This window comes from Alteromonas sp. ABD4_190 (genome assembly GCF_056160105.1).
In genome coordinates this window covers 3,407,488-3,427,914 of record NZ_JBSWWN010000001.1, presented here as the reverse complement: position 1 = coordinate 3,427,914, position 20,427 = coordinate 3,407,488, and the positions used below count along the sequence as shown (strand labels likewise).

The 20,427-nt window shown below is 44.3% G+C and carries 16 protein-coding genes; 8 read left to right on the top strand and 8 right to left on the bottom strand.

The annotated features are described in order from the left end of the window. Positions 1–26: 26 nt before the first annotated feature. Together gloA and glpQ are read left to right on the top strand one after the other, a co-directional pair. Entirely contained in the window at positions 27–422 is a 396-nt protein-coding gene (gene gloA / locus ACXAFM_RS14975) for a lactoylglutathione lyase (RefSeq protein ID WP_474831319.1), read from the top strand. A 105-nt stretch (positions 423–527) separates the two neighbouring features. Next, the gene (gene glpQ / locus ACXAFM_RS14970) at positions 528–1,724 is read left to right on the top strand and encodes a glycerophosphodiester phosphodiesterase (RefSeq protein ID WP_474831320.1); all 1,197 of its coding nucleotides are present in this window, start codon (positions 528–530) and stop codon (positions 1,722–1,724) included. Positions 1,725–1,761: 37 nt separating this feature from the next. Here glpQ and ACXAFM_RS14965 read toward each other — a convergent pair whose 3' ends face one another. After that, on the bottom strand, positions 1,762–2,634 hold the full coding sequence (locus ACXAFM_RS14965; protein WP_474831321.1) for a flagellar protein MotY: 873 nt from the start codon (positions 2,632–2,634) through the stop codon (positions 1,762–1,764). Positions 2,635–2,975: 341 nt separating this feature from the next. On the opposite strand from ACXAFM_RS14965, the gene rnt reads away from it, so the two are divergent. Continuing rightward, on the top strand, positions 2,976–3,611 hold the full coding sequence (rnt, locus tag ACXAFM_RS14960) for a ribonuclease T (RefSeq protein WP_474831322.1): 636 nt from the start codon (positions 2,976–2,978) through the stop codon (positions 3,609–3,611). A gap of 74 nt (positions 3,612–3,685) precedes the next feature. On the opposite strand, the gene ACXAFM_RS14955 is transcribed toward rnt, so the two are convergent. After that, positions 3,686–4,291 (bottom strand): peroxiredoxin, encoded by a 606-nt coding sequence (locus ACXAFM_RS14955; RefSeq protein ID WP_474808007.1) that lies wholly within the window; start codon positions 4,289–4,291, stop codon positions 3,686–3,688. Between the two features lie 287 nt (positions 4,292–4,578). On the opposite strand from ACXAFM_RS14955, the gene ACXAFM_RS14950 reads away from it, so the two are divergent. Continuing rightward, complete coding sequence (locus tag ACXAFM_RS14950) at positions 4,579–4,773, top strand: bacterioferritin-associated ferredoxin (RefSeq protein WP_025254510.1); 195 nt, start codon at positions 4,579–4,581, stop codon at positions 4,771–4,773. A gap of 149 nt (positions 4,774–4,922) precedes the next feature. On the opposite strand, the gene ACXAFM_RS14945 is transcribed toward ACXAFM_RS14950, so the two are convergent. The 5 genes from ACXAFM_RS14945 to ACXAFM_RS14925 form a co-directional block, all read right to left on the bottom strand. Next, on the bottom strand, positions 4,923–7,994 hold the full coding sequence (locus tag ACXAFM_RS14945; protein WP_474831323.1) for a TonB-dependent receptor domain-containing protein: 3,072 nt from the start codon (positions 7,992–7,994) through the stop codon (positions 4,923–4,925). A gap of 100 nt (positions 7,995–8,094) precedes the next feature. Beyond that, entirely contained in the window at positions 8,095–9,150 is a 1,056-nt protein-coding gene (locus ACXAFM_RS14940) for a FecR family protein (RefSeq protein WP_474831324.1), read from the bottom strand. A 1-nt stretch (position 9,151) separates the two neighbouring features. Then, positions 9,152–9,712 (bottom strand): RNA polymerase sigma factor, encoded by a 561-nt coding sequence (locus ACXAFM_RS14935; RefSeq protein ID WP_474831674.1) that lies wholly within the window; start codon positions 9,710–9,712, stop codon positions 9,152–9,154. 166 nt (positions 9,713–9,878) lie between these two features. Further along, positions 9,879–12,449, bottom strand: coding sequence for a TonB-dependent receptor plug domain-containing protein (locus ACXAFM_RS14930; RefSeq protein ID WP_474831325.1), 2,571 nt, complete (start codon positions 12,447–12,449; stop codon positions 9,879–9,881). 334 nt (positions 12,450–12,783) lie between these two features. After that, positions 12,784–13,134: a Grx4 family monothiol glutaredoxin gene (locus tag ACXAFM_RS14925; RefSeq protein WP_136780857.1), complete on the bottom strand. Its 351-nt coding sequence runs from the start codon at positions 13,132–13,134 to the stop codon at positions 12,784–12,786. A gap of 348 nt (positions 13,135–13,482) precedes the next feature. Here ACXAFM_RS14925 and sodB point away from each other — a divergent pair, with 348 nt between their 5' ends. From sodB to ACXAFM_RS14905, 4 genes are all read left to right on the top strand, one after another. Further along, positions 13,483–14,064, top strand: coding sequence for a superoxide dismutase [Fe] (gene sodB, locus ACXAFM_RS14920; protein WP_474831326.1), 582 nt, complete (start codon positions 13,483–13,485; stop codon positions 14,062–14,064). Between the two features lie 241 nt (positions 14,065–14,305). After that, positions 14,306–16,228: a PrkA family serine protein kinase gene (locus ACXAFM_RS14915; protein ID WP_269916060.1), complete on the top strand. Its 1,923-nt coding sequence runs from the start codon at positions 14,306–14,308 to the stop codon at positions 16,226–16,228. Positions 16,229–16,330: 102 nt separating this feature from the next. After that, positions 16,331–17,617 carry a YeaH/YhbH family protein gene (locus ACXAFM_RS14910; protein ID WP_474831327.1) on the top strand — a complete coding sequence of 429 codons (1,287 nt, stop codon included), beginning with the start codon at positions 16,331–16,333 and terminating at the stop codon, positions 17,615–17,617. 1 nt (position 17,618) lies between these two features. Then, positions 17,619–19,166 carry a SpoVR family protein gene (locus ACXAFM_RS14905; RefSeq protein ID WP_474831328.1) on the top strand — a complete coding sequence of 516 codons (1,548 nt, stop codon included), beginning with the start codon at positions 17,619–17,621 and terminating at the stop codon, positions 19,164–19,166. 28 nt (positions 19,167–19,194) lie between these two features. Here the strand turns inward: ACXAFM_RS14905 and ACXAFM_RS14900 are convergent, their stop codons facing one another. Beyond that, entirely contained in the window at positions 19,195–20,412 is a 1,218-nt protein-coding gene (locus tag ACXAFM_RS14900) for an MFS transporter (RefSeq protein ID WP_474831329.1), read from the bottom strand. Between the last annotated feature and the right edge of the window lie 15 nt (positions 20,413–20,427).

The window sequence follows — 20,427 nt, the reverse complement described above, 5'->3', positions numbered from 1 at the left end:
TCTGATGGTTCAAATAGGAAATAGTTATGCGAATCCTTCACACCATGCTTCGAGTTGAAAACTTAGAGGCGTCACTTCACTTTTACACCTCATTGATGGGCATGCGCCTTCTCAGACAATCAGAAAACAAAGAGTATGAGTACACCCTCGCTTTTGTAGGATACGGAGAAGAGACCGATAGCACTGTGTTAGAGCTTACCTATAACTGGGGTGACAACACCTATGATAAGGGTAACGCGTACGGCCACATCGCTATTGAAGTAGACGACATCTATCAGTTTTGTGAAAACTTAGAAGCAAATGGCGCTGAGGTGTATCGTAAACCTGGCCCAGTAAAAGGTGGCTCTACCGTCATCGCTTTTGTTCGCGATCCAGATGGGTATGCCATAGAACTTATTCAAAATAAGTCTATTTCACTATAGCGCGACGTCGCCAATATCTTTTAAGCGCTTGTAACATAAGCTTTCTGTGAAATGTACGGCATAAGTAAGAAGGCGATAAAAGTAAACACATGGAGTGGCAGTCACATGCTAGGTAACCGCTTATTATTTTCTTTAAACCGTGTAAGCAAGGCTGTAGCGGGTTCGTCGAACAAGCTTAAGTTGCTATTAAAGGGCAATGCTAGGTTTCGCAATAGATATACGACCAGGTTGGCATCGTTACTACCTGCTTTGGTGGTGCTATTTACAGGTGCCCTTGCCTCTGAGAGTACGTTTGCAGCTGATGCTACGAATAGTAAAACCTCGCAAGCTGAAGCAGAACATACCACTAGCGAAAGACCGCATTTTACCGTTATCGCCCATCGCGGCGCTTCTGGCTATTTGCCGGAACACACCCTTGAAGCAGCCACGCTAGCGTTCTCGCTGCGTCCTGACTTTATAGAGCAGGATGTTGTTATAACCAAAGATGACATCCCCGTTGTACTGCACGACATTCACTTAGAGACAGTCACTAATGTAGAAGAAATTTTTCCAGCGCGTCACCGAAAGGACGGACGCTATTACGCCCGTGACTTCACCCTCGAAGAGCTTCGAGCATTGCGGGTACATGAACGTGCCAACAGTGATGGCAAACAAGTTTTTAAAAGTAGGTACCGCGGCTCCCAGGCTAATTTTAAAGTGGCCACGTTAAGTGAACACTTTGAGCTAATCAGCGAGCTTAATCGCCAATTCGGCACGTCTGTAGGCGTATATCCAGAAGTAAAGTCCCCTGCTTTTCACATTGCTGAAGGTATTGATGCCAGTAAGATGGTTATCGACACATTAAAAAACTACGGGTTTGCGGGAGAAAACGGCAATAGTTACCTGCAATGCTTTGACTTTAACGAGGTCAAGCGTATTCGTGAAACCCTTGGCTATAAGGGCAAAGTAGTTATGCTGATTGGCGAGAACGATTGGGGCGAGAGCGACACCGACTACGATTGGCTGCGTACACAAGATGGCATGAAGCAAGTCGCGAAGTATGCAAACGGCATAGGCCCTTGGTTAGGCCATTTAATGGATAATGAGGCGATGGCTAAAGGGAAAGTAGAAGCAGCAAGCTGGGTTCAGTACGCTCACAATAATGAACTTACAATTCACCCCTACACTTATCGTCAGGATGCGCTTCCAGCGGGCATGTCTGGAGAACAAATTTTAGATGTATTGCACAAGGTAGTGCGAGCTGATGGCGTTTTCACCGACCATTTAGTGCCTGTATTAACCTGGCGAGACAAAACAAATTAACGCAAGTTAAACGGGTTTAAGGCGCTTTAGCAAGCGCCTAAGACTTGGATAGTCGTACCACTACGCGTCTGTTTTGTGCACGGCTTTCCCGCGTATCGTTTGGCGCGATATGACGTTTTTCACCGTGGCCTGTCAGCTGGATCCTATCTTCAGGTACACCTAGCGTAGTGAGATAGCTTTTTACTTCATTGGCCCTTCGAATAGACAATTGTTCGTTGTTGTAACGTCCACCGTAACTGTCCGTATAACCATCGAGAAGCACAAGCTCCAATTCACTGTCTTCTTTTAAATATTCGCCAATCATAGTTAAACGCTTTTGCGAATACTTAGTAAGTTCGGTGCTGTTATTCTGATAAGACAATACGGTGTAAGAAATGTCATCAAAACTAAAGGGAAGCAAGTTCGACACGCACTTAACAAAGTCGCGATACACGCCTGAGAAGTTGCTTGCGTTTAATGCCACACTCACTTGGTCATATTTGTTATACCAATCTTGGTAATAAATCGTGGGCCAAAAGCCTTTCTCCAACTCAGACAGCATAGTCCATGCAGCATCCTGCGGCAGGTCGCCATTGTATTGCTTTCGAATAGACATATCCGCGATGGTCTTTGGCGCCACACCCGGCATCCACTTTGGCGGAACAGAGTAGACCGCAGCCACATCAAACTTGTTTGGCAGCATGTACATATCTAATTCAAATTCCATGTTGAGCTGCTTCGACGCAGAACTAGTGAACATGGCTTCGCCGTAACCAGGCAATTCATGGTTAAGTGTACACTGCAGGCGCGTGTCCGTATCAATACGCCAGTTGGAACTTTCAATGGTTGCAGAATATTGCCGCATGGCAGCATGGGACGACAGCGACCCCACCATCCCCAATAAAGCGATATATTTTAATTTCGACACCATTTCGACACCATAACGAAAGTCAGACTAACATGAATGTAGGCCTTTCATACGCCCACCAATCTTTAAGAGCCATAAATTGTACCCATTCGCTTTAAGCCGCAAATAGAACGTTTTGAAAAATTCATGGTTAATAAGATTATCGTCCAAAGTGTAGAAAAGTTTAGCGTTTAATACCATTAGCGTTTCGTACTATTAGCGCTTCTCATCTTCTCGGTTTTCAAATTGAAACTGGCAACTCGAAGATATCCTTGCGATAATTCTCTGTGCTAATAAGTTTCGCAGGTAGGTTTGCATAAAAAGCGACCAACCAGTTTCTGCAACCTAGTCTTACAAGAGTGTTTATGTCTGCCAACCCGCCCCTTCTTTCCCAGCGCTTTCGAGGTTATTTTCCCGTTGTCATCGACGTTGAAACGGCCGGATTTAATGCAGGCACTGACGCCTTATTAGAGTTAGCAGCGGTTACGGTGAAAATGGATGAAGAAGGAGTACTGCATCCTGACCAAACCTTTCACTATCATATAGATCCTTTCGAGGGTGCTAACCTTGAGCCTGCGGCATTAGAATTTAATGGCATTGATCCGAATTGCGCATTACGAGGTGCTATTGAGGAAAGCGAAGCCATGAAGGATTTATGTAAAGGTATTCGCAAAGCACAGAAAAATGCAGACTGTCAGCGTTCTGTTATCGTTGCTCATAACGCAACTTTTGATCAAAGCTTCGTTAATGCTGCGATTGAGCGCTGCAATATAAAGCGCACGCCCTTTCACCCATTTGTTTCCTTCGATACCACCAGCCTAGCGGGCCTTGCCCTTGGTCAAACTGTGCTGGTAAAAGCATGTCGAGCGGCTGGGATATCGTTTGACCAAAATGAAGCGCATAGCGCCCTTTACGATGCACAGAAAACCACCGAGCTATTTTGCTATATGGTAAATCGCTATAAGGCCTTAGGTGGCTGGCCAGTAGAAAATCAAGAATAGTTTTTTCGATAAACGCCGTAAACAAAAACAGCGCCAAAAGGCGCTGTTTTTCTATTATCTTTTAACAGGTTTGCTTATAGCTTATCTGCTTCTTCAGATAGATATTTAGCTACACCTTCAGGTGATGCATCCATACCTGATTTACCTTCGGTCCAACCTGCTGGGCAAACTTCGCCATGCTCTTCGTGGAACGCTAGTGCATCAACCATGCGAAGCATTTCGTCAACGTTACGACCAAGTGGAAGATCGTTTACTACCTGGTGACGTACCATACCTTCTGCATCAATTAGGAATGAACCGCGGAAAGCAACACCATCTTCTGGGTGCTCAACATCGTATGCTTGGCAGATGTCGTGTTTTACGTCAGCAACAAGAGTATATTTAACTGGACCAATACCACCTTGATTTACTGGGGTATTTCTCCACGCATTGTGTGAAAACTGAGAGTCGATTGAAACACCAATTACTTCAACACCGCGCTTTTTAAACTCGTCATAACGCTTGTCGAAAGCGATAAGCTCTGACGGGCATACAAAGGTAAAATCTAGTGGGTAGAAGAATACAACCGCTTTTTTGCCCTTAATAGCTTCACTTAGCGTGAAAGAATCTACGATTTCACCACTACCAAGTACCGCAGCTGCAGTAAAATCAGGTGCCGGACGGCCAACTAATACACTCATGAGTCTCTCCATTTATATTTGGATTGTAATAATAAAGGTGATTACATTGCGCAATCACTTTGATGAGAAATTTCCTATCCAGAAAATAGGTACGAATACGGAAATAACAATATTAAACAATGAGTTTTTTTACTGCTCGTACCAATAACTGAACAGCATAGAACAAAACTGTCCCGGACATTACCCAGTCGTTACCTAATTGCGGTTTATTAAATCTGCCATTACCTACTTGCCAAAACAAAGAATAACAATTATTATCATTTACAGATTCATTTGGAGTACGTTTAATGTTTGTTTGCATGTGCTATGGGGTAACAGATAAAAGCATTCGCGCGGCGGTTGAAGAAAACGGCGTGGGTAATATGCGTGAGTTACGTCAACATTTAGAGCTTGGCTCACAATGCGGTAAGTGCATCAATATGGCACAACAAATTATCGATCAAACCATTATTGACGAATCTCTCTTCAAAGACGTCGGCTAATATAAAAGTCCAAGGCTATCAGGCTAAATAACACAGGCTTATTTCCGAACACGCTTACCCTATCTATTGAAGTTAAAGCTTTATCCATGTTTAAAAGCTCGGTTTGACACCCTCAACTTTTCCTAAATTAGCTTCGTCAATACTATTAGCTATTTAAAGCTGTATTCAACACCTGCATAGTAAAATGCGCCATTAATACCGCCAGGGGATGTTGGTGGATAAAGCGCCCCAACCTCACCTTGAAACGGATTTTCATTTGGTAACGCGTCAAATAAGTTCTGCGCTCCAAAAGTAAGTTGAGTATCAGGCAAAATCTTCCAAGCGAGTTGAGCATCGAAAGTGGTTAGCGCACTGCCGTAAATATCCAAGCCTGCCGAAGCATCTAGATGATCTTCATAAAATTTACCGTAGTAGTTTAAACGCCAAGTGAAGGCCCATTCGTCTTTTGACTGTTCTAAGGTAATGCTCCCTCGATGAGCAGGGAGATTGTCTTCTAACATACGTATTCGAGCCTCAGTTAAGTTGGGCAGAAGCGTTATTTCCCCATCGCTTAACACCGGGTACAGAGATACACGCTCAACTTGCGTGTCTGTCCAGTTGTAGGCGACCAACACAGAGTTTGACCAGTCGCTTAACGCAAAATTGTAGTTTACAACTAAATCGATACCCTGGGTTTTGGTATCAAAATCATTGGTAAAATACTTAGCGGAATTATATCGGGCCGCATCAAAACGCCCTTGAGCAACAAGCGTATTAACGTCATCCTCGGTTAAAGGAATGGCCGATGTGGTACTGATACGATCGGTAAGGCGAATATTAAAATAGTCGAGCGTAGCAAAGAAGTTGTCACTTGCTTGCATAACCAAGCCCAAGCTAAAGTTTACTGATTCTTCAGGCGTCAGCGGCGTGGCCCCAAGCTGCTGCGAGATAAGGTCGGTTGGCGGCAATGTTGCTTGGTCTTCCAAGCCATTAAGGCCATAGGCAGTAGTTACATTTATAACATTACTTTGGCCCACAGTCGGAGCTTTAAAGCCCGTATTTAAAGAACCTCGCAGTGCAAACATATCGTTAAGTGTGTAGCGAGTACTTAGCTTTCCATCAAATGTTGACCCGAAATCACTGAAATGCTCTACTCGCGTTGCTACACCAAACTGCCAATCTTCAGTCGCGTAAAATTCCAAGTCGGCATACACAGCCCAATTGCTGCGACTCCAGTGACCAGCAGACTGAGGTTGATAACCAGGAAAACCGTTAGAGCCTATTGAGAAGCCTTCACTTAAACCTATCGGTGGTTCTAAAGCGAAAGGGCCAGCGATATACGAGGCTTCATCTCCCGCTTTTTGAAAATACGTCTCTTTTCTCCACTCAACGCCAGCAGCAATGCTCACGGGGTCGTCAAAAATAGTCTGGATCAGTTTAGTAAAGTCTAAGTTTAGCGTGCGTTCTACTTGTGATACCCCGCCTGGAGAAAAGGTCGTTGGGCTTTGCGGCCCTAGCGAAGGGTTGACCGTATTCGATATAGTGTACTCAATATCGCTATAGCCCAAGGTGGCACTGATATCCATCGCCCACCCCTTAGGCAATTCATGCTTTATACCCATTGCAATAGAAGCATCGGTAATCGTTCCACCGAACCGAGGAGTAAAACCACCAGGGAACCATTCATTAAAGGCAAAACAATTTGCTCCAAGTGAGGTCGTGTTATCTGCGATAAGTTGGTAATCAGGGTTTTCTAGTACGTTGTCATTTGATAAAGATATTGAAGGGCACGCTATACCGCTATTTAGCCCATCCAAATCAGCAACAATAAGGCGGCTTTCGCCGGTATTCGGATCCGTTCGGCTAAATACCCCTTCGCGAGTTTGCGGATTTCGAAAATAAAACCCTCCGTTTATCTCTCTTCTCGCGGCGGTCGCAAAACTATAAAAATGGGACGTTTTTGAAATATCAGCACCTGCATTGAGCGCAAGTTTGATATCTTCGTTAACATCAAGGGCCCCCCAAACTTGAGATGGCGAGGCGATAAAGCTATTTCCCTGTTCCAATAGCCCTTGGGCATCATCTCGCTGTACCGAGCGCGACGTGCCGTTTTGCTGTCGGTATTCCGCAGTGGTGTTAAAAAAACCCGATTCTCCTAACGTAAAGCCTTTATTAAGCTGTATTTGAAACAGTTCGCCATCGCCCTCGCTGTACCCTCCGGCTTTAAGCGCAACGCTCCCACCCTCGCGGTCATCTTTTAGCACAAAATTGATCACACCAGCGATAGCATCTGATCCATATTGAGCAGAGGCCCCGTCTCGCAGTACCTCCACTTGTTTTAACGCATAAGCAGGTATAACGGATATATCGGGACCTTGAGCACCATCAGATAACCCCCCGCCTAAAAATGTGATAACGGCTGAGCGATGGCGTCGCTTGCCATTTAACAAGAGCAAAGTGTGATCTGACGACATGCCTCTTAAATTAGCAGGCCTCACCAAGCTACTTGCATCATTGATGGGCTGGTCGTTCACGTTTAGTGAAGGCACCATAACGCTTAGCATGGAAAGGACGTCGCTATTGCCCTGAGAACTTAGTTTATCTGCTCCAATAACATCAAGAGGCACTGCCGAGTCGACAGCGCTTCGAGGCGCGTTACGAGAGCCAACGATAGCAATTTTTTCAAGCCCGTCTGCCCCCTCGTCATCTGCCTGTTCATTATCATCAGTCTGTTTACGTTGTGCTGTTAGCGATGCGCGGGAACGAATACTCAACGCCCCATTTTCATCGGCTACCACCGCTAATTCAGTGCCCTCAAGTAGCTGAGCTAATGCTTCACTCAAGGTAAAGGTTCCCTTAAGCGCATTGGTCGTTACTTTCTTCGCCAAATCAAAAGGAAACAAAAGGGTAGTGTTGGCTTGTTTAGCTAATTCAGTTAAGGCTTCGTTAGCGTTCTGTGCTGGAATAGAGAAACTAAACGCATCGGGCGCTGATGCCGGAAGAGTTTTAGAAGGTTGAGGATTTTTGAGAGTCGAACCGCTCTCGTCTTGCGCGTAGAGTGACGGTGTTATGAATAAGATTAAACATACACTCGAGGCAATATGTAAGGGCGCTGCAAGCGAGAAGTATGAAGGCCACGCTGTTCTTTTGCGCGAAATACAACTAGCCGAACACGCAAAGGCACGCAGCTTCTTTATTGCTTTTTTGGTTTGCCTACTTATCGCCAAATTGCCGTAATGCAAGATATATAATCGATGTACTTATTATTCTAGTTATATTGTCACATTAAATAAATTGATGCCAATAGGGAATAACTAATATCACCTATCTATCAAACAATATTTAACTTTTCGCTAGCTTAAGCTCAATACTGGTTTCTGTAACTTTCTCATAGGTAATATTAAAGCTGCTTTCAAGTGCCGACAGCAAGCCGTCTATATCGCCCACTTTGAAATAACCCGCCACTCTGCGCTTACGCAAACTATTGTCAGAGATGTGAAAACGGACTGGCGTGTATCGCCCAATTTCCAGTAGCACAGATTCAAGGGGCTCGCCTTTAAAAACTATCATGCCCTGCTGCCATGCCAAATCATCATCAATTTCATCTTGCGACATGCTTTCTCGGGCTTCTACTTTACCCAAAACAGTCGCTTTCTCCCCGGCAAACATTAGCAGACCTTCTTCTGTAACAGGGCGCTTACCAAACAATGATTCATTTGAAGATGACGCTTTAAAGCGGTCTTTTACTAACACTTTGCCATCGGTAACAACAAGTTCGAATGCGTTGTCGTCAACATACTGCATATTAAACGCGGTACCTACTGCTGTTACAGTATTGTTTCCAGCGGTAACAGAAAAAGGGCGGGTTTTATCATGAGCCACTTCAAAATGGGCTTCGCCTTTCAAAAGTACAATATTACGTGCACTTGATGTGAAATCTACCGTTACTAAAGAGTTGGTGTTTAGATGAAGCTGCGAACCATCGGATAAGGTTACATTTTTCTGTTCACCAACACCTGTTTGTACTTTTTGGCTAACAGCAGCAAATTCAGGCGCGCTATTTAGCCAAGTGCGCTGAACAATGACGCCAACCGCGATTGCCATAACTAAGAAAGTGGCAGCAATACCCCATACAGCGTTTTTCGGTAGGGTACGCCCTTTGGTAGTATGTCGCGCTGTTGGTTCAGGGAACAAACCGCTTAATTCATTAAGCACCGACATATCGTCCCACAAGCTTGCGGCATCTAGTAGAGCTTGGCGATGGGCATTACTTTCTGCCAACCAGGTGTCTAACTCTACCTTTTCGTCACTTTTTAAACCGCGATCGAGACGGCTTACCCAAAGGCACGCTTGCTCTTGGATATCTTCTTTGCTTGAAAACTGGCGAATATTATTCATGTTAACTACTGCTTATGTCCTGAGTCGCGGTAGCAGTGGCACGGGGAGATGCACTGTCATTTGAAAGCTCTGCTAAATACCTAGAGCACATCATTAAACCTTTGGCGACATGCTTTTCTACGGTGCTTTCGCTTAGCCCCACAAGCTCTGCAATCTCTTTTTGTCGCATGCCATATACTTTTTTAAGTAAAAATACGCGTTTTACATCAGCAGACAGGGTGTCTGTCGCTCGGCAAAAATGAATAAAGCGCTCTTTACTCTCTACATTTTTTTCTAAACTGTGCCCCACTAGTTCGTAAGGCAAAATATCCATGTCATCTAGCTGCTGCTTGTTTTTATTTTCTGCTTTTGCAACATGGTTCAACGCTAAATTACGCGCTGTTTTGAGCATATATGTCCGCTCATATTGTATTTCTTGTTTTAATTCTGCTTCGTAGCTTTTTATAAAAGCTTCTTGCACGATATCTTCAATGTCGTCGGCGCCAACAATAGAACCTACCGCGCGCATTAACTTCGAGCGGTATTTTAAAAAGGTTTCAGCTACTGTCGACTTTCTTGTCATAATAATAAAAGTTGTGTGTTTCGAATTGCTTACAATGGCATCAATAATGCCTGTTTCTTCATAACTTTTCACGCAAATGATGTTCGATATTGAAAATAAAAGGGGAGCTAACGCTCCCCTTCACGTCGAAACAATTGTGAAAGTTATTTTCGCTAATAGTTAGCGATTAGAACGTGTAAACACCTCTTAGATAATAGAAGCCACCGTTAATACCGATTGGTGAGGTAGTTGGATACAACGAACCTGCTATACCGGCATACTGCGTATTCTCATCTGGGTATTCATCAAAGGCATTTTTCGCGCCTACTGTTACAGTAAACTCTTCAGTGAAGTTATAAGCCACTTCTAAGTCCACAGTAAATTCCGAACCTACTTTTTCAATAGGTAATGCAGAATCTAAGTGATCTTCAAAGATGCTACCGTAATAGTTCAAGCGTGCAAGGAAGCGCCAGTCACCGTTAGTGTGATTTGCTGTTGCACTGTAGCGCACTGCTGGAAGGTTATCTTCTAGCATGCGAATACGGAACTCAGAAATATTATCTGAAGCGCGATCTACCTCTGTAGATGTCCAGTTGTAGGCTAGTGAGAATTTAGTTTCACCACCCATCATCTCCATCGAGTAGTTAGCAACTACATCAAGACCTTCAGTAGTCGTATCAAAGTCATTCGTGAAGAAACTAATTTCAGAGAAACTAGATGCATCATTAATGCCTTGCGCTAGTAGCGTCGCAATATCTTCTTCTGTTAACGCGATACCAGACGCTGTACTGATACGGTCTGTCAGTTCAATGTTGTAGTAGTCGGCAGTAATGAATAGACCATTTTCAAAGTCTGCTACCACACCAAATGTGATGCTCTCTGACTCTTCTGGCGTTAACTGCTCACCGCCTTTAAGTTGAGATACAGGATCTGTTGGAGGTAGTGTTGCACGGTCAATTAGCTCACCGCCCGTACCAAACGCAGTTGTTACGTTACGTACATTACTTTGACCCAGCGTAGGTGCTTTAAAGCCTGTTGAGAACGCACCACGGAACGCAATGTTCTCTAGCGCTTGCCAACGGAACGCAATCTTACCTTTGGTTGTATTACCGAAATCAGAGAAATCTTCGTAACGTAGCGCACCGGCTAGCATAAAGTTTTCAGTGATGTAGGCTTCTGCGTCGATGTAAAGCGCGATGTTGTTGCGGGACACACGACCTTGGCTATTGGCCGCCAAGCCAGGGAAACCATTTGAGCCAATGCCAAAGCCTTGTGTCGCCAGCGGACCTATTTCATAAGAGGCAGTATCACCTGCAAAGCTCTCATAACTTTCGTTGCGGTATTGGAAGCCAGTCGCTACAAATAGCGGCTCATACAAACCAACATCGAAAGGTTTTGTAAAATCAATATCAAGAGTTTGCTCAGATTGGGTATAACGACCTGGGCTAAACTCGAAAGGCGTTTCTGGGCCTAAAGACGGGTTAATTGTATTGCTAATAGAAAAATCAACTTCGTTTTGGCCAAGGTTTAAACTTACGTCATAGGTAATATCATTGGCTAATTCGCCTTTGGTACCAAAGACAAGAGACATATCGGTTACCGTACCGCCAAAGCGAGGTGTGAAACCGCCCGGAAGAATCTCATTAAACGCGAAGCAATCAGGATTGTTTAACACCTGATTGATATAGGTAGGGTTTTCAAGAACGTTGTCACCAACCACGATATCTGTTGGACAGTTACCTGACATGTCGCCTGTTAAATCACCAACCAGAAGTAGCTGCTCACCGTCTTCATTTGTACCACCGTCGTTTACACCGCCACGATTGTGCGGGTTACGGAAGTAGAAGCCACCTTCAACTTCACGCTCGGCAAAGTTACCAAATATATAAGCTTCTGACGTATCGGAAAGCTCTAGTCCCGCGTTAGCGAAAAGCTTGATGTCATGCTTAATTTCAGGCGAACCCCAAATTTGTGCAGGATCTGCCACAAATGTATTACCTGCCGCAATAAGCGCCGCTGCATCGTCACGCTGAACGCTGCGAGAGGTATCATCAGCAGTACGGTATTCGGCTGAAAGGTTAATGAACCCCTTATCAGAAAGTGGTAGGCCTACATTACCCGACAGCTGAATCATGTCGCCGTCGCCTTCGTAATAAGAGCCGTAACGGGCTTCGAATGAACCGCCTTCCGACGCATCATTAAGTACGAAGTTAATAACCCCTGCAATGGCATCTGAGCCATATTGTGCTGCCGCACCGTCACGAAGTACTTCCACCTGCTTAAGTGCCGCTGCTGGAATTACTGAAATATCAGGGCCTTGTGCACCGTCTGATAGACCGCCACCTAGGAAGGTGATTACCGCAGAACGGTGACGACGCTTTCCGTTTACAAGTACAAGCGTGTGGTCCGATGCCATACCGCGAAGGTTAGCAGGACGTACTAGCGTTGAAGCATCGTTGATTGGCTGGTCGTTAACGTTAAAAGACGGAACTACGGTTTGCATCATAGATACCATATCTGTGGCACCCTGCTGCTTAAATTCTTCGTCAGAAATGATATCAATTGGCACCGCAGAGTCTGCTACAGAGCGAGGCGCTGCGCGCGAACCGACGACGGCGATTTGTTCATAATCTTCAGCTTTCGCACTCTCTTCTGCTTCTTGCGCATAAACAGGTGCAGTAGCCATTACTGAAAACGCGGCAGATGCAGCTAATACGCCGCGCACGTTTTTGGTCAATAAAGACAAGGATGTATTCATGGTGGTTTCCCGGATTTTCTCTGAAACACTTTTAGCGCTATTAGCACAATAAAAAAATGTTCCGAGAGGTTGTTATTTTATACCTTCAACACTGACTCATTTGTGGCCAGATGCTTGATTTTATAGAACGCAAGGTATTAAAAAACAAACCTTTTTCGACAAAATAAAAATATTTTTTCAAGCTATAGAGGATTTTGATTTCTGACCTGTCTATATAGTTTTTACGGGAATGAAAGTGAGAAATTTTTGGCGGTTTTTAATGAAAAAAGCTGGCATAAAACCAGCTTTTTAATCGATATTTAAAATATCAGAAATCTGCTACAAATCGACAGACTTACTCTTCTTCTTTGTATTTTTCAGCTGTCTCTTTGATAAGCGGCTGAAGTTCGTTTTGTTGGAACATTTCGATAATAATATCGCAACCACCAACAAGCTCACCTTCTACCCATAGCTGTGGGAATGTAGGCCAGTTCGCGTATTTGGGTAGTTCAGCACGAATATCAGGGTTTTGTAAAATATCTACATACGCAAATGGTTCGCCACATGACATCAACGCTTGTGATGCTTGTGAAGAAAAGCCACAGCTAGGTAGTTTAGGAGAACCTTTCATATACAACAAAATTGGGTTTTCTTCGATTTGCTGCTTGATTCTATCTAGCGTTGATTGATTTTCAGTATTATCCATTTGATTCCTCTGAGCACAAAAGTGTATTCCCTCTAAGATGGGAATGCATATATGATTTATCAAGGCGAAGGGTATCATAAAATCCCTTTTAATTACCCATTACTGAATTGATCTTTTAGTACGCTCTATCCCTATCTACCTGTATATCTACCAACGCTAGATTTCCACAAAATAGATTTTGAAAAAAATTCACAATTTTGTCATTGAGTTATAAGACTTTATCCCCACATTTGGGATATGCTTTAGCGTCTAAAGTGATATAGTCGGCTAAGCGTTGACTGGCACTTATTGAACAGGCGAAGATAAGTGTGCTTTAGACTACAATACTAAACCAACATGGAGACCGTCATGGCTTTTGAACTACCAGCATTACCATACGAACAAAATGCACTAGAACCGCATATTTCTGCTGAAACGCTTGAGTACCACTATGGCAAGCACCACGCTACTTATGTAACTAAGCTTAACGGCCTAGTTGAAGGTACTGACATGGAAAACAAAAGCCTAGAAGAAATCATTAAATCTTCTGAAGGCGGTGTTTTCAATAACGCAGCGCAAGTTTGGAACCACACGTTCTACTGGCACTGCCTTAGCCCGAATGGCGGCGGCGAGCCTACTGGCGCACTAGCTGACGCGATTAACGCCAAATGGGGTTCATTTGCAGACTTCCAAGCAGCGTTTAACGACAAAGCAGTTAACAACTTCGGCTCTAGCTGGACTTGGCTAGTTAAAACTTCAGACGGTAGCCTAGATATCGTTAACACTAGCAACGCTGAAACACCTATTTCTGGCGATGACCTAACACCAGTACTTACTGTCGACCTTTGGGAACACGCTTACTACATCGACTATCGCAACGCGCGTCCTAAGTACCTAGAAAACTTCTGGGCTCTAGTTAACTGGGAATTCGCAAGCAAAAACTTTGCATAAGCCAGACGCCGTTCTGTAGTACACACTGTGTGCTACATAGCGTTTAAGAATACGAATAGAAAGCCCCGCTTTACAGCGGGGCTTTTGTTTATGTAAAAGCTTCATTAAGAGACACTAAATTCTTATTAAAGTTGCATTTTTCATTAGACGAAAAGATTAAAAACTATACACAATAATTACTATCCTTTTCTCAAATACCTACTAAGCTGAAATTACGGGGTTCCGTATTTAAGGGGTATTCATGGGTATTTTTGAACACTATCAAAGTCGCTATGAAGAGCGAAAACAGGAAGAGTTCACCATTGGGGAGTTCCTTGAAATTTGTAAGGAAGATCAAAGTGCTTACGCAAACGCTGCAGAACGTTTGTTACAAGCCATCGGTGAGCCAGAACTAATCGACACTGCCAACGACCCGGCTCTAAGCCGCATTTTCTCCAACCGCGTCATTTCTCGTTATCCAGCTTTTTCAGAATTCTATGGCATGGAAGAAGCCATTGAACAAATCGTCTCTTACCTCAAGCATGCCGCACAAGGTCTTGAAGAGAAGAAACAAATACTTTATTTACTCGGCCCAGTTGGCGGCGGTAAATCGTCACTGGCTGAAAGACTTAAAGAGCTAATGCAGCACGTGCCTATTTACATGCTTAAAGGCTCACCAGTGAATGATCATCCATTCTGTCTATTCGATGTCAAAGAAGATGGCGACATATTAGAAAAAGAATATGGCATTCCTAAGCGCTACCTAAAAACTATTATGTCACCGTGGGCTCGAAAACGCCTTCATGAGTTCAATGGTGATATTACCCAGTTCAAAGTGGTTCGGGTTTATCCATCGGTGCTTGACCAGGTGGGCATAGCTAAAACCGAACCGGGAGATGAGAATAACCAGGATATTTCAGCTCTTGTGGGTAAGGTTGATATTCGCCGCCTAGAACAATATGCACAGAATGACCCAGACGCTTACAGTTATTCAGGGTCCCTGTGTAAAGCCAACCAAGGCTTAATGGAATTTGTAGAGATGTTTAAAGCGCCAATTAAGGTGCTACACCCACTATTAACCGCCACACAAGAAGGCAACTATAATCCAACGGAAGGCTTCTCAGCCCTTCCCTTCGATGGATTAATACTGGCACACTCAAACGAATCTGAGTGGCAATCGTTTAGAAACAATAAAAACAACGAAGCGTTTTTAGACCGTGTTTATATTGTTAAAGTCCCTTACTGCTTAAGAGTAAGCGAAGAAATTCGCATTTATAAAAAATTACTCGATAGCAGTGAACTTAGTGGCGCTCCCTGTGCACCAGACACTTTGGAATGCTTAGCACAGTTTACCGTGCTATCCCGTTTAAAAGAGCCTGAAAACTCTAGCATGTTTTCAAAGATGCGGGTCTATGACGGAGAAAGCTTAAAAGACACCGACCCGAAAGCGAAGTCTTATCAAGAGTACAGAGATTACGCAGGTGTCGACGAAGGCATGGAGGGGTTATCCACCCGCTTTGCATTTAAGATCCTCTCTCGCGTGTTTAACTTCGATCATCAAGAAGTGGCAGCGAATCCAGTTCATTTATTCTACGTATTGGAACGTCAGATTGAGCGTGAACAGTTCCCCCAAGAAACCGCTGATAAGTATTTGGAGTTTTTAAAAGGCTACCTGATTCCCCGCTATGTGGAGTTCATAGGCAAAGAAATTCAAACCGCTTATTTAGAGTCATACTCTGAATACGGGCAAAACCTATTTGACCGCTATGTGACTTATGCTGATTTCTGGATCCAAGACCAAGAGTATCGCGACCCAGAAACCGGGCAGCTGTTTGACAGAGCATCGCTTAATGCTGAGTTAGAAAAAACAGAGAAGCCCGCTGGGATTAGCAACCCGAAAGACTTCCGTAACGAAATCGTTAACTTTGTTTTGAGAGCCCGTGCAAATAACGGCGGCAAAAATCCAGCATGGACAAGTTATGAGAAGCTTCGCACCGTCATTGAGAAGAAGATGTTCTCTAACACGGAAGATTTACTGCCCGTTATTTCTTTTAACACCAAAGGCTCAGCAGAAGAGCAGAAAAAGCACGACGACTTTGTAAATCGTATGACCGAAAAAGGCTATACGCAAAAACAAGTTCGCTTGCTTTGTGAATGGTACCTACGCGTACGAAAAGCGTCATAGCCTAAAGGCTAGAAGCTTCTAGAACGTAATTGGTACTAAAGCGTGCGCTAAGCGCGCTTTAGTGCCGGTATTTGTAGTTCACAACAACTCAAGCAGGTGTGTATGGCGCATTTCATAGACCGAAGGTTAAACAGCAAAGGCAAGAGTACGGTAAACCGCCAGCGCTTTATCAAGCGTTACAAGCAGCAAATAAAGCGTGCTGTATCTGATGCTGTGGGAAAACGTTCTGTTACCGACTTAGATTCTGGCGAGCAAATTAGCATTCCAGCCAGAGATATTTCTGAACCTATTTTTCATACAGGACGAGGTGGCAGTAGAGATATTGTCCACCCCGGCAACGACCAATTCACTGCAGGAGATAAAATTGACAGACCGCCAGGTGGTGGCGGTAAAGGCGCAGGTGAAGGCGACGCTAGCAACGAGGGTGAAGGGCAAGACGAGTTCGTATTTTCAATATCCAAAGACGAATATTTAGACTTACTATTTGAAGATTTAGCGCTTCCAAATTTAAAGAAAAATCAGTTCGACAAAGTCACCCAATTCGAAACCTACCGCGCAGGTTATCAGACCGACGGCGTACCAAGTAACCTTGATATTGTTCGCTCACTCAAAGGTTCTGTAGCAAGGCGTATTGCCCTAAGCGGAAGTGATAGAAAGAAACTCAAAGAGCTTGAAGAAAAACTGGTACTGCTTGTAGAAGACAAGCACGACAATACGCTGGCTATTAATGCACTAAAAGAAGAAATTGAAGCACTTAAAGCCAAAATAGCTCGAGTGCCTTTTATCGACACGTTTGATTTACGCTTTAAAAACTACGACAAGCGCCCGCTTCCTTCAAGTAAAGCGGTGATGTTTTGTTTAATGGATGTGTCTGGCTCTATGGACCAAGCCACTAAAGAAATGGCAAAACGCTTCTATATTTTGCTTTATCTATTTTTAAGTCGCACTTACGAAAACGTAGACGTGGTATACATTCGCCATCACACTCAGGCTAAAGAAGTAGACGAGCAGGAGTTTTTCTATTCTCAAGAAACTGGCGGTACCATTGTTTCAAGTGCCTTGAAACTAATGGATGAAGTAGTGCGTGAGCGCTATAGCGATGGAGACTGGAATATCTATGCAGCACAGGCGTCTGACGGCGATAACTGGGCTGACGATTCGCCACAATGCCGCGATTTGCTTACCACAAAACTGCTGCCGGCCACCCGCTATTATGCCTATATCGAAATAACAGAAAGGCAACATCAAAGCTTGTGGCGTGAATACGAGAAAGTCGCCGCCACTCACGATAATTTTGTATGTAAGCACATACAAACCCAGGCCGACATCTATCCTGTGTTCAGAGAGCTATTCAAACGCTCTGAGCAAGATGCGCAGCAAGGAGCCTAATATGACAACCGACGCTATCGCAACAGAAAACAGCAAGGCTAAATCATCAAAACGACATTTGCTAAGCGATGGGCCCGACTGGACATTTCCGCTTATCGAAGAGTACGAGCAGCACATCGATCGCATCGCTAAAAAGTTTAAGCTAGACACCTACCCTAATCAAATTGAAGTCATTACCGCAGAGCAAATGATGGATGCCTACGCCAGCATAGGTATGCCGCTTAATTACACGCACTGGAGCTTTGGCAAAAAGTTTATTCAAACCGAGCAACAATATCGTCGCGGACAAATGGGCTTGGCTTACGAAATTGTTATTAACTCTGACCCCTGTATTGCGTATTTAATGGAAGAAAACACCATTACTATGCAAGCGCTGGTGATAGCCCATGCCTGCTACGGGCACAATTCGTTTTTCAAAGGTAATTACTTATTTAAAACCTGGACCGATGCCAGCTCTATCATCGACTACCTGGTATTTGCTAAAAACTACATTGCTAAATGCGAACAGAAGTACGGTTATGACGAGGTCGAAAACATGCTCGATTCATGCCACGCGCTTATGAATTATGGCGTTGACCGATATAAACGCCCGCAGAAGATTTCGCTACAAGAAGAAAAGAACAGGCAGGAAGAGCGGGAAGCCTACCTTCAATCGCAAGTGAATGAGCTTTGGCGCACCTTGCCCGATAGCCCGCACAGCAAGCACAAAGAAAAAATTCGTTTTCCACAAGAGCCCCAGGAAAATCTGCTCTATTTTATTGAGAAAAACGCTCCATTACTTGAACCCTGGCAGCGGGAGATTGTGCGTATTGTACGCAAAGTCTCACAGTATTTTTATCCGCAGAAACAAACCCAAGTGATGAACGAAGGGTGGGCTTGTTTCTGGCATTACCATATTCTCAATGAAATGTATGACGAGGGCTTAGTTAGCGACCGCTTTATGATGGAGTTCTTGCACAGTCATTCAAGTGTCGTGATGCAACCCGAGTACAACAGCCCTTATTATTCTGGCATAAACCCGTATGCTCTTGGCTTTTCCATGTTCATGGATATTAAACGGGTATGTCAGTCGCCTACTGAGGAAGACTATAAATATTTGCCAAGTATTGCAGGTAAAGACTGGCTGGAAACCGTGCATTTCGCTATGGAAAATTTTAAAGACGAGAGCTTTATCAGTCAGTTTTTATCACCAAAAGTGATTCGAGATTTTAAATTATTCGCTCTTGAAGATGACACCACCAAGCCTTTTATTGCGGTAAGCGCTATTCATGACGAAATGGGTTATCAAATTATTAAAGAAAAGCTTTCTGCTCAATACAATTTGAGTAACTTAGAGCCCAACATTCAAGTACACAACGTTGATGTGCGTGGGGACCGGTCATTGACTCTGCGCTATATTCCACAGCGCGGTATACCGCTTGGTGAATCTAAAGATGAAGTCATGCGTCACTTGCACAGGCTATGGAAATTCGACGTGCGTTTAGAGCAAGATAATGGGGATAGTGGCGTTGAAGTGATATCGGAGTGTAAACGCGCACCGCAGGGATAGGCCTGCGGTACGCCCTCAGAAAAAGGTATTAAGCTGCTTGTGCGCTTTCCATTTCTTTTCGTGAACACAATAGTAATGACAGTGCGCCGATTGCGGCAAACACCGCTGCTGTAACGAAAGTCTCATAGGCGTTAGTGCCCTGTTGCCATTGCTGCCCCGCCATGTAATTACCCAATGCGCCACCCAGTCCAAAAGCGACACTAATGTACACCGCTTGCCCTCGGCTGTGATACGCCTTAGGTAAAAACTGGTGAATAAAGTGTACCGATACCGCATGGGTTAACCCAAAGCTTAACGCATGAATAAGCTGGCTTAATACGATCACCATAAAGCTGTCAGCAAATGCCGCCATCACATACCAACGTAGCCCTGTGAGCGCGATACTTACAAACAATAAATTCCAGACGCCAAATTGACTAATAAGCCTGCGGGCAACCAGAAATATCCCCACTTCAGCAAGTACCCCCAGCGCGATAAATATGCCGGTTTGTTGTCCGCTGTAATCAAGGTCTCGCATATATAGGGCAAAAAAGCCGTAATACGCACCAAAGCTAATTTGCAAGCACGCTGAAGCGAAGATAAATATAGCAAAAGGTTTTTGTTTGGCGTACTTCCAAATACTGCCCGCCGTAGACGATTCAGGCGCAGCTTCTTTCGGCGCGCGTATAAACAAGGTACTTATAAATAAAAGCGCTAGTACACCAACACTGGCATGCACAGGGGTATCAGTAGAAAAAATATCTAGGGCCTTACCCACTCCTACCGTCAAGAAAATAAATCCGACGCTCCCCCATAGCCTTATTTGCCCATAGGTAGCCTTGGTTTTCGCCACTGTGTTCATAGTGATGACTTCAAGCTGAGGCAATACCGCTGTCCAAAACATCATCATAAGACCGAACGCCAGCGTAAGCCCCCAGAAACTGGTGAAGTAAAAGACAGAACTAAAAGTCAGCACGGTAAGAAAGCAGCCTAAACGCATGACGCCTATAGCGTTTCCTGTTTTATCAGCAACGCCTGCCCACAAGCCAGGACCTAAAATACGCGCTAGGGTAATGACGGCAAAAAGCTCACCAATTTCGGCAGAAGAAAAGCCCCGCCCATCGAGAAAGATCCCCAAGTATGGAACAAGTACGCCAAGTTGCCCGAAGTAAAGCCAGTAGGTAACAGCAAGGATAAAGAGCGCAGCTTTGCTACTTTTTGTGCTTGGCTCAGCGCTTTTGGCGTGGTTTAGACCATTAGATGACAATTCACATCTCCATAT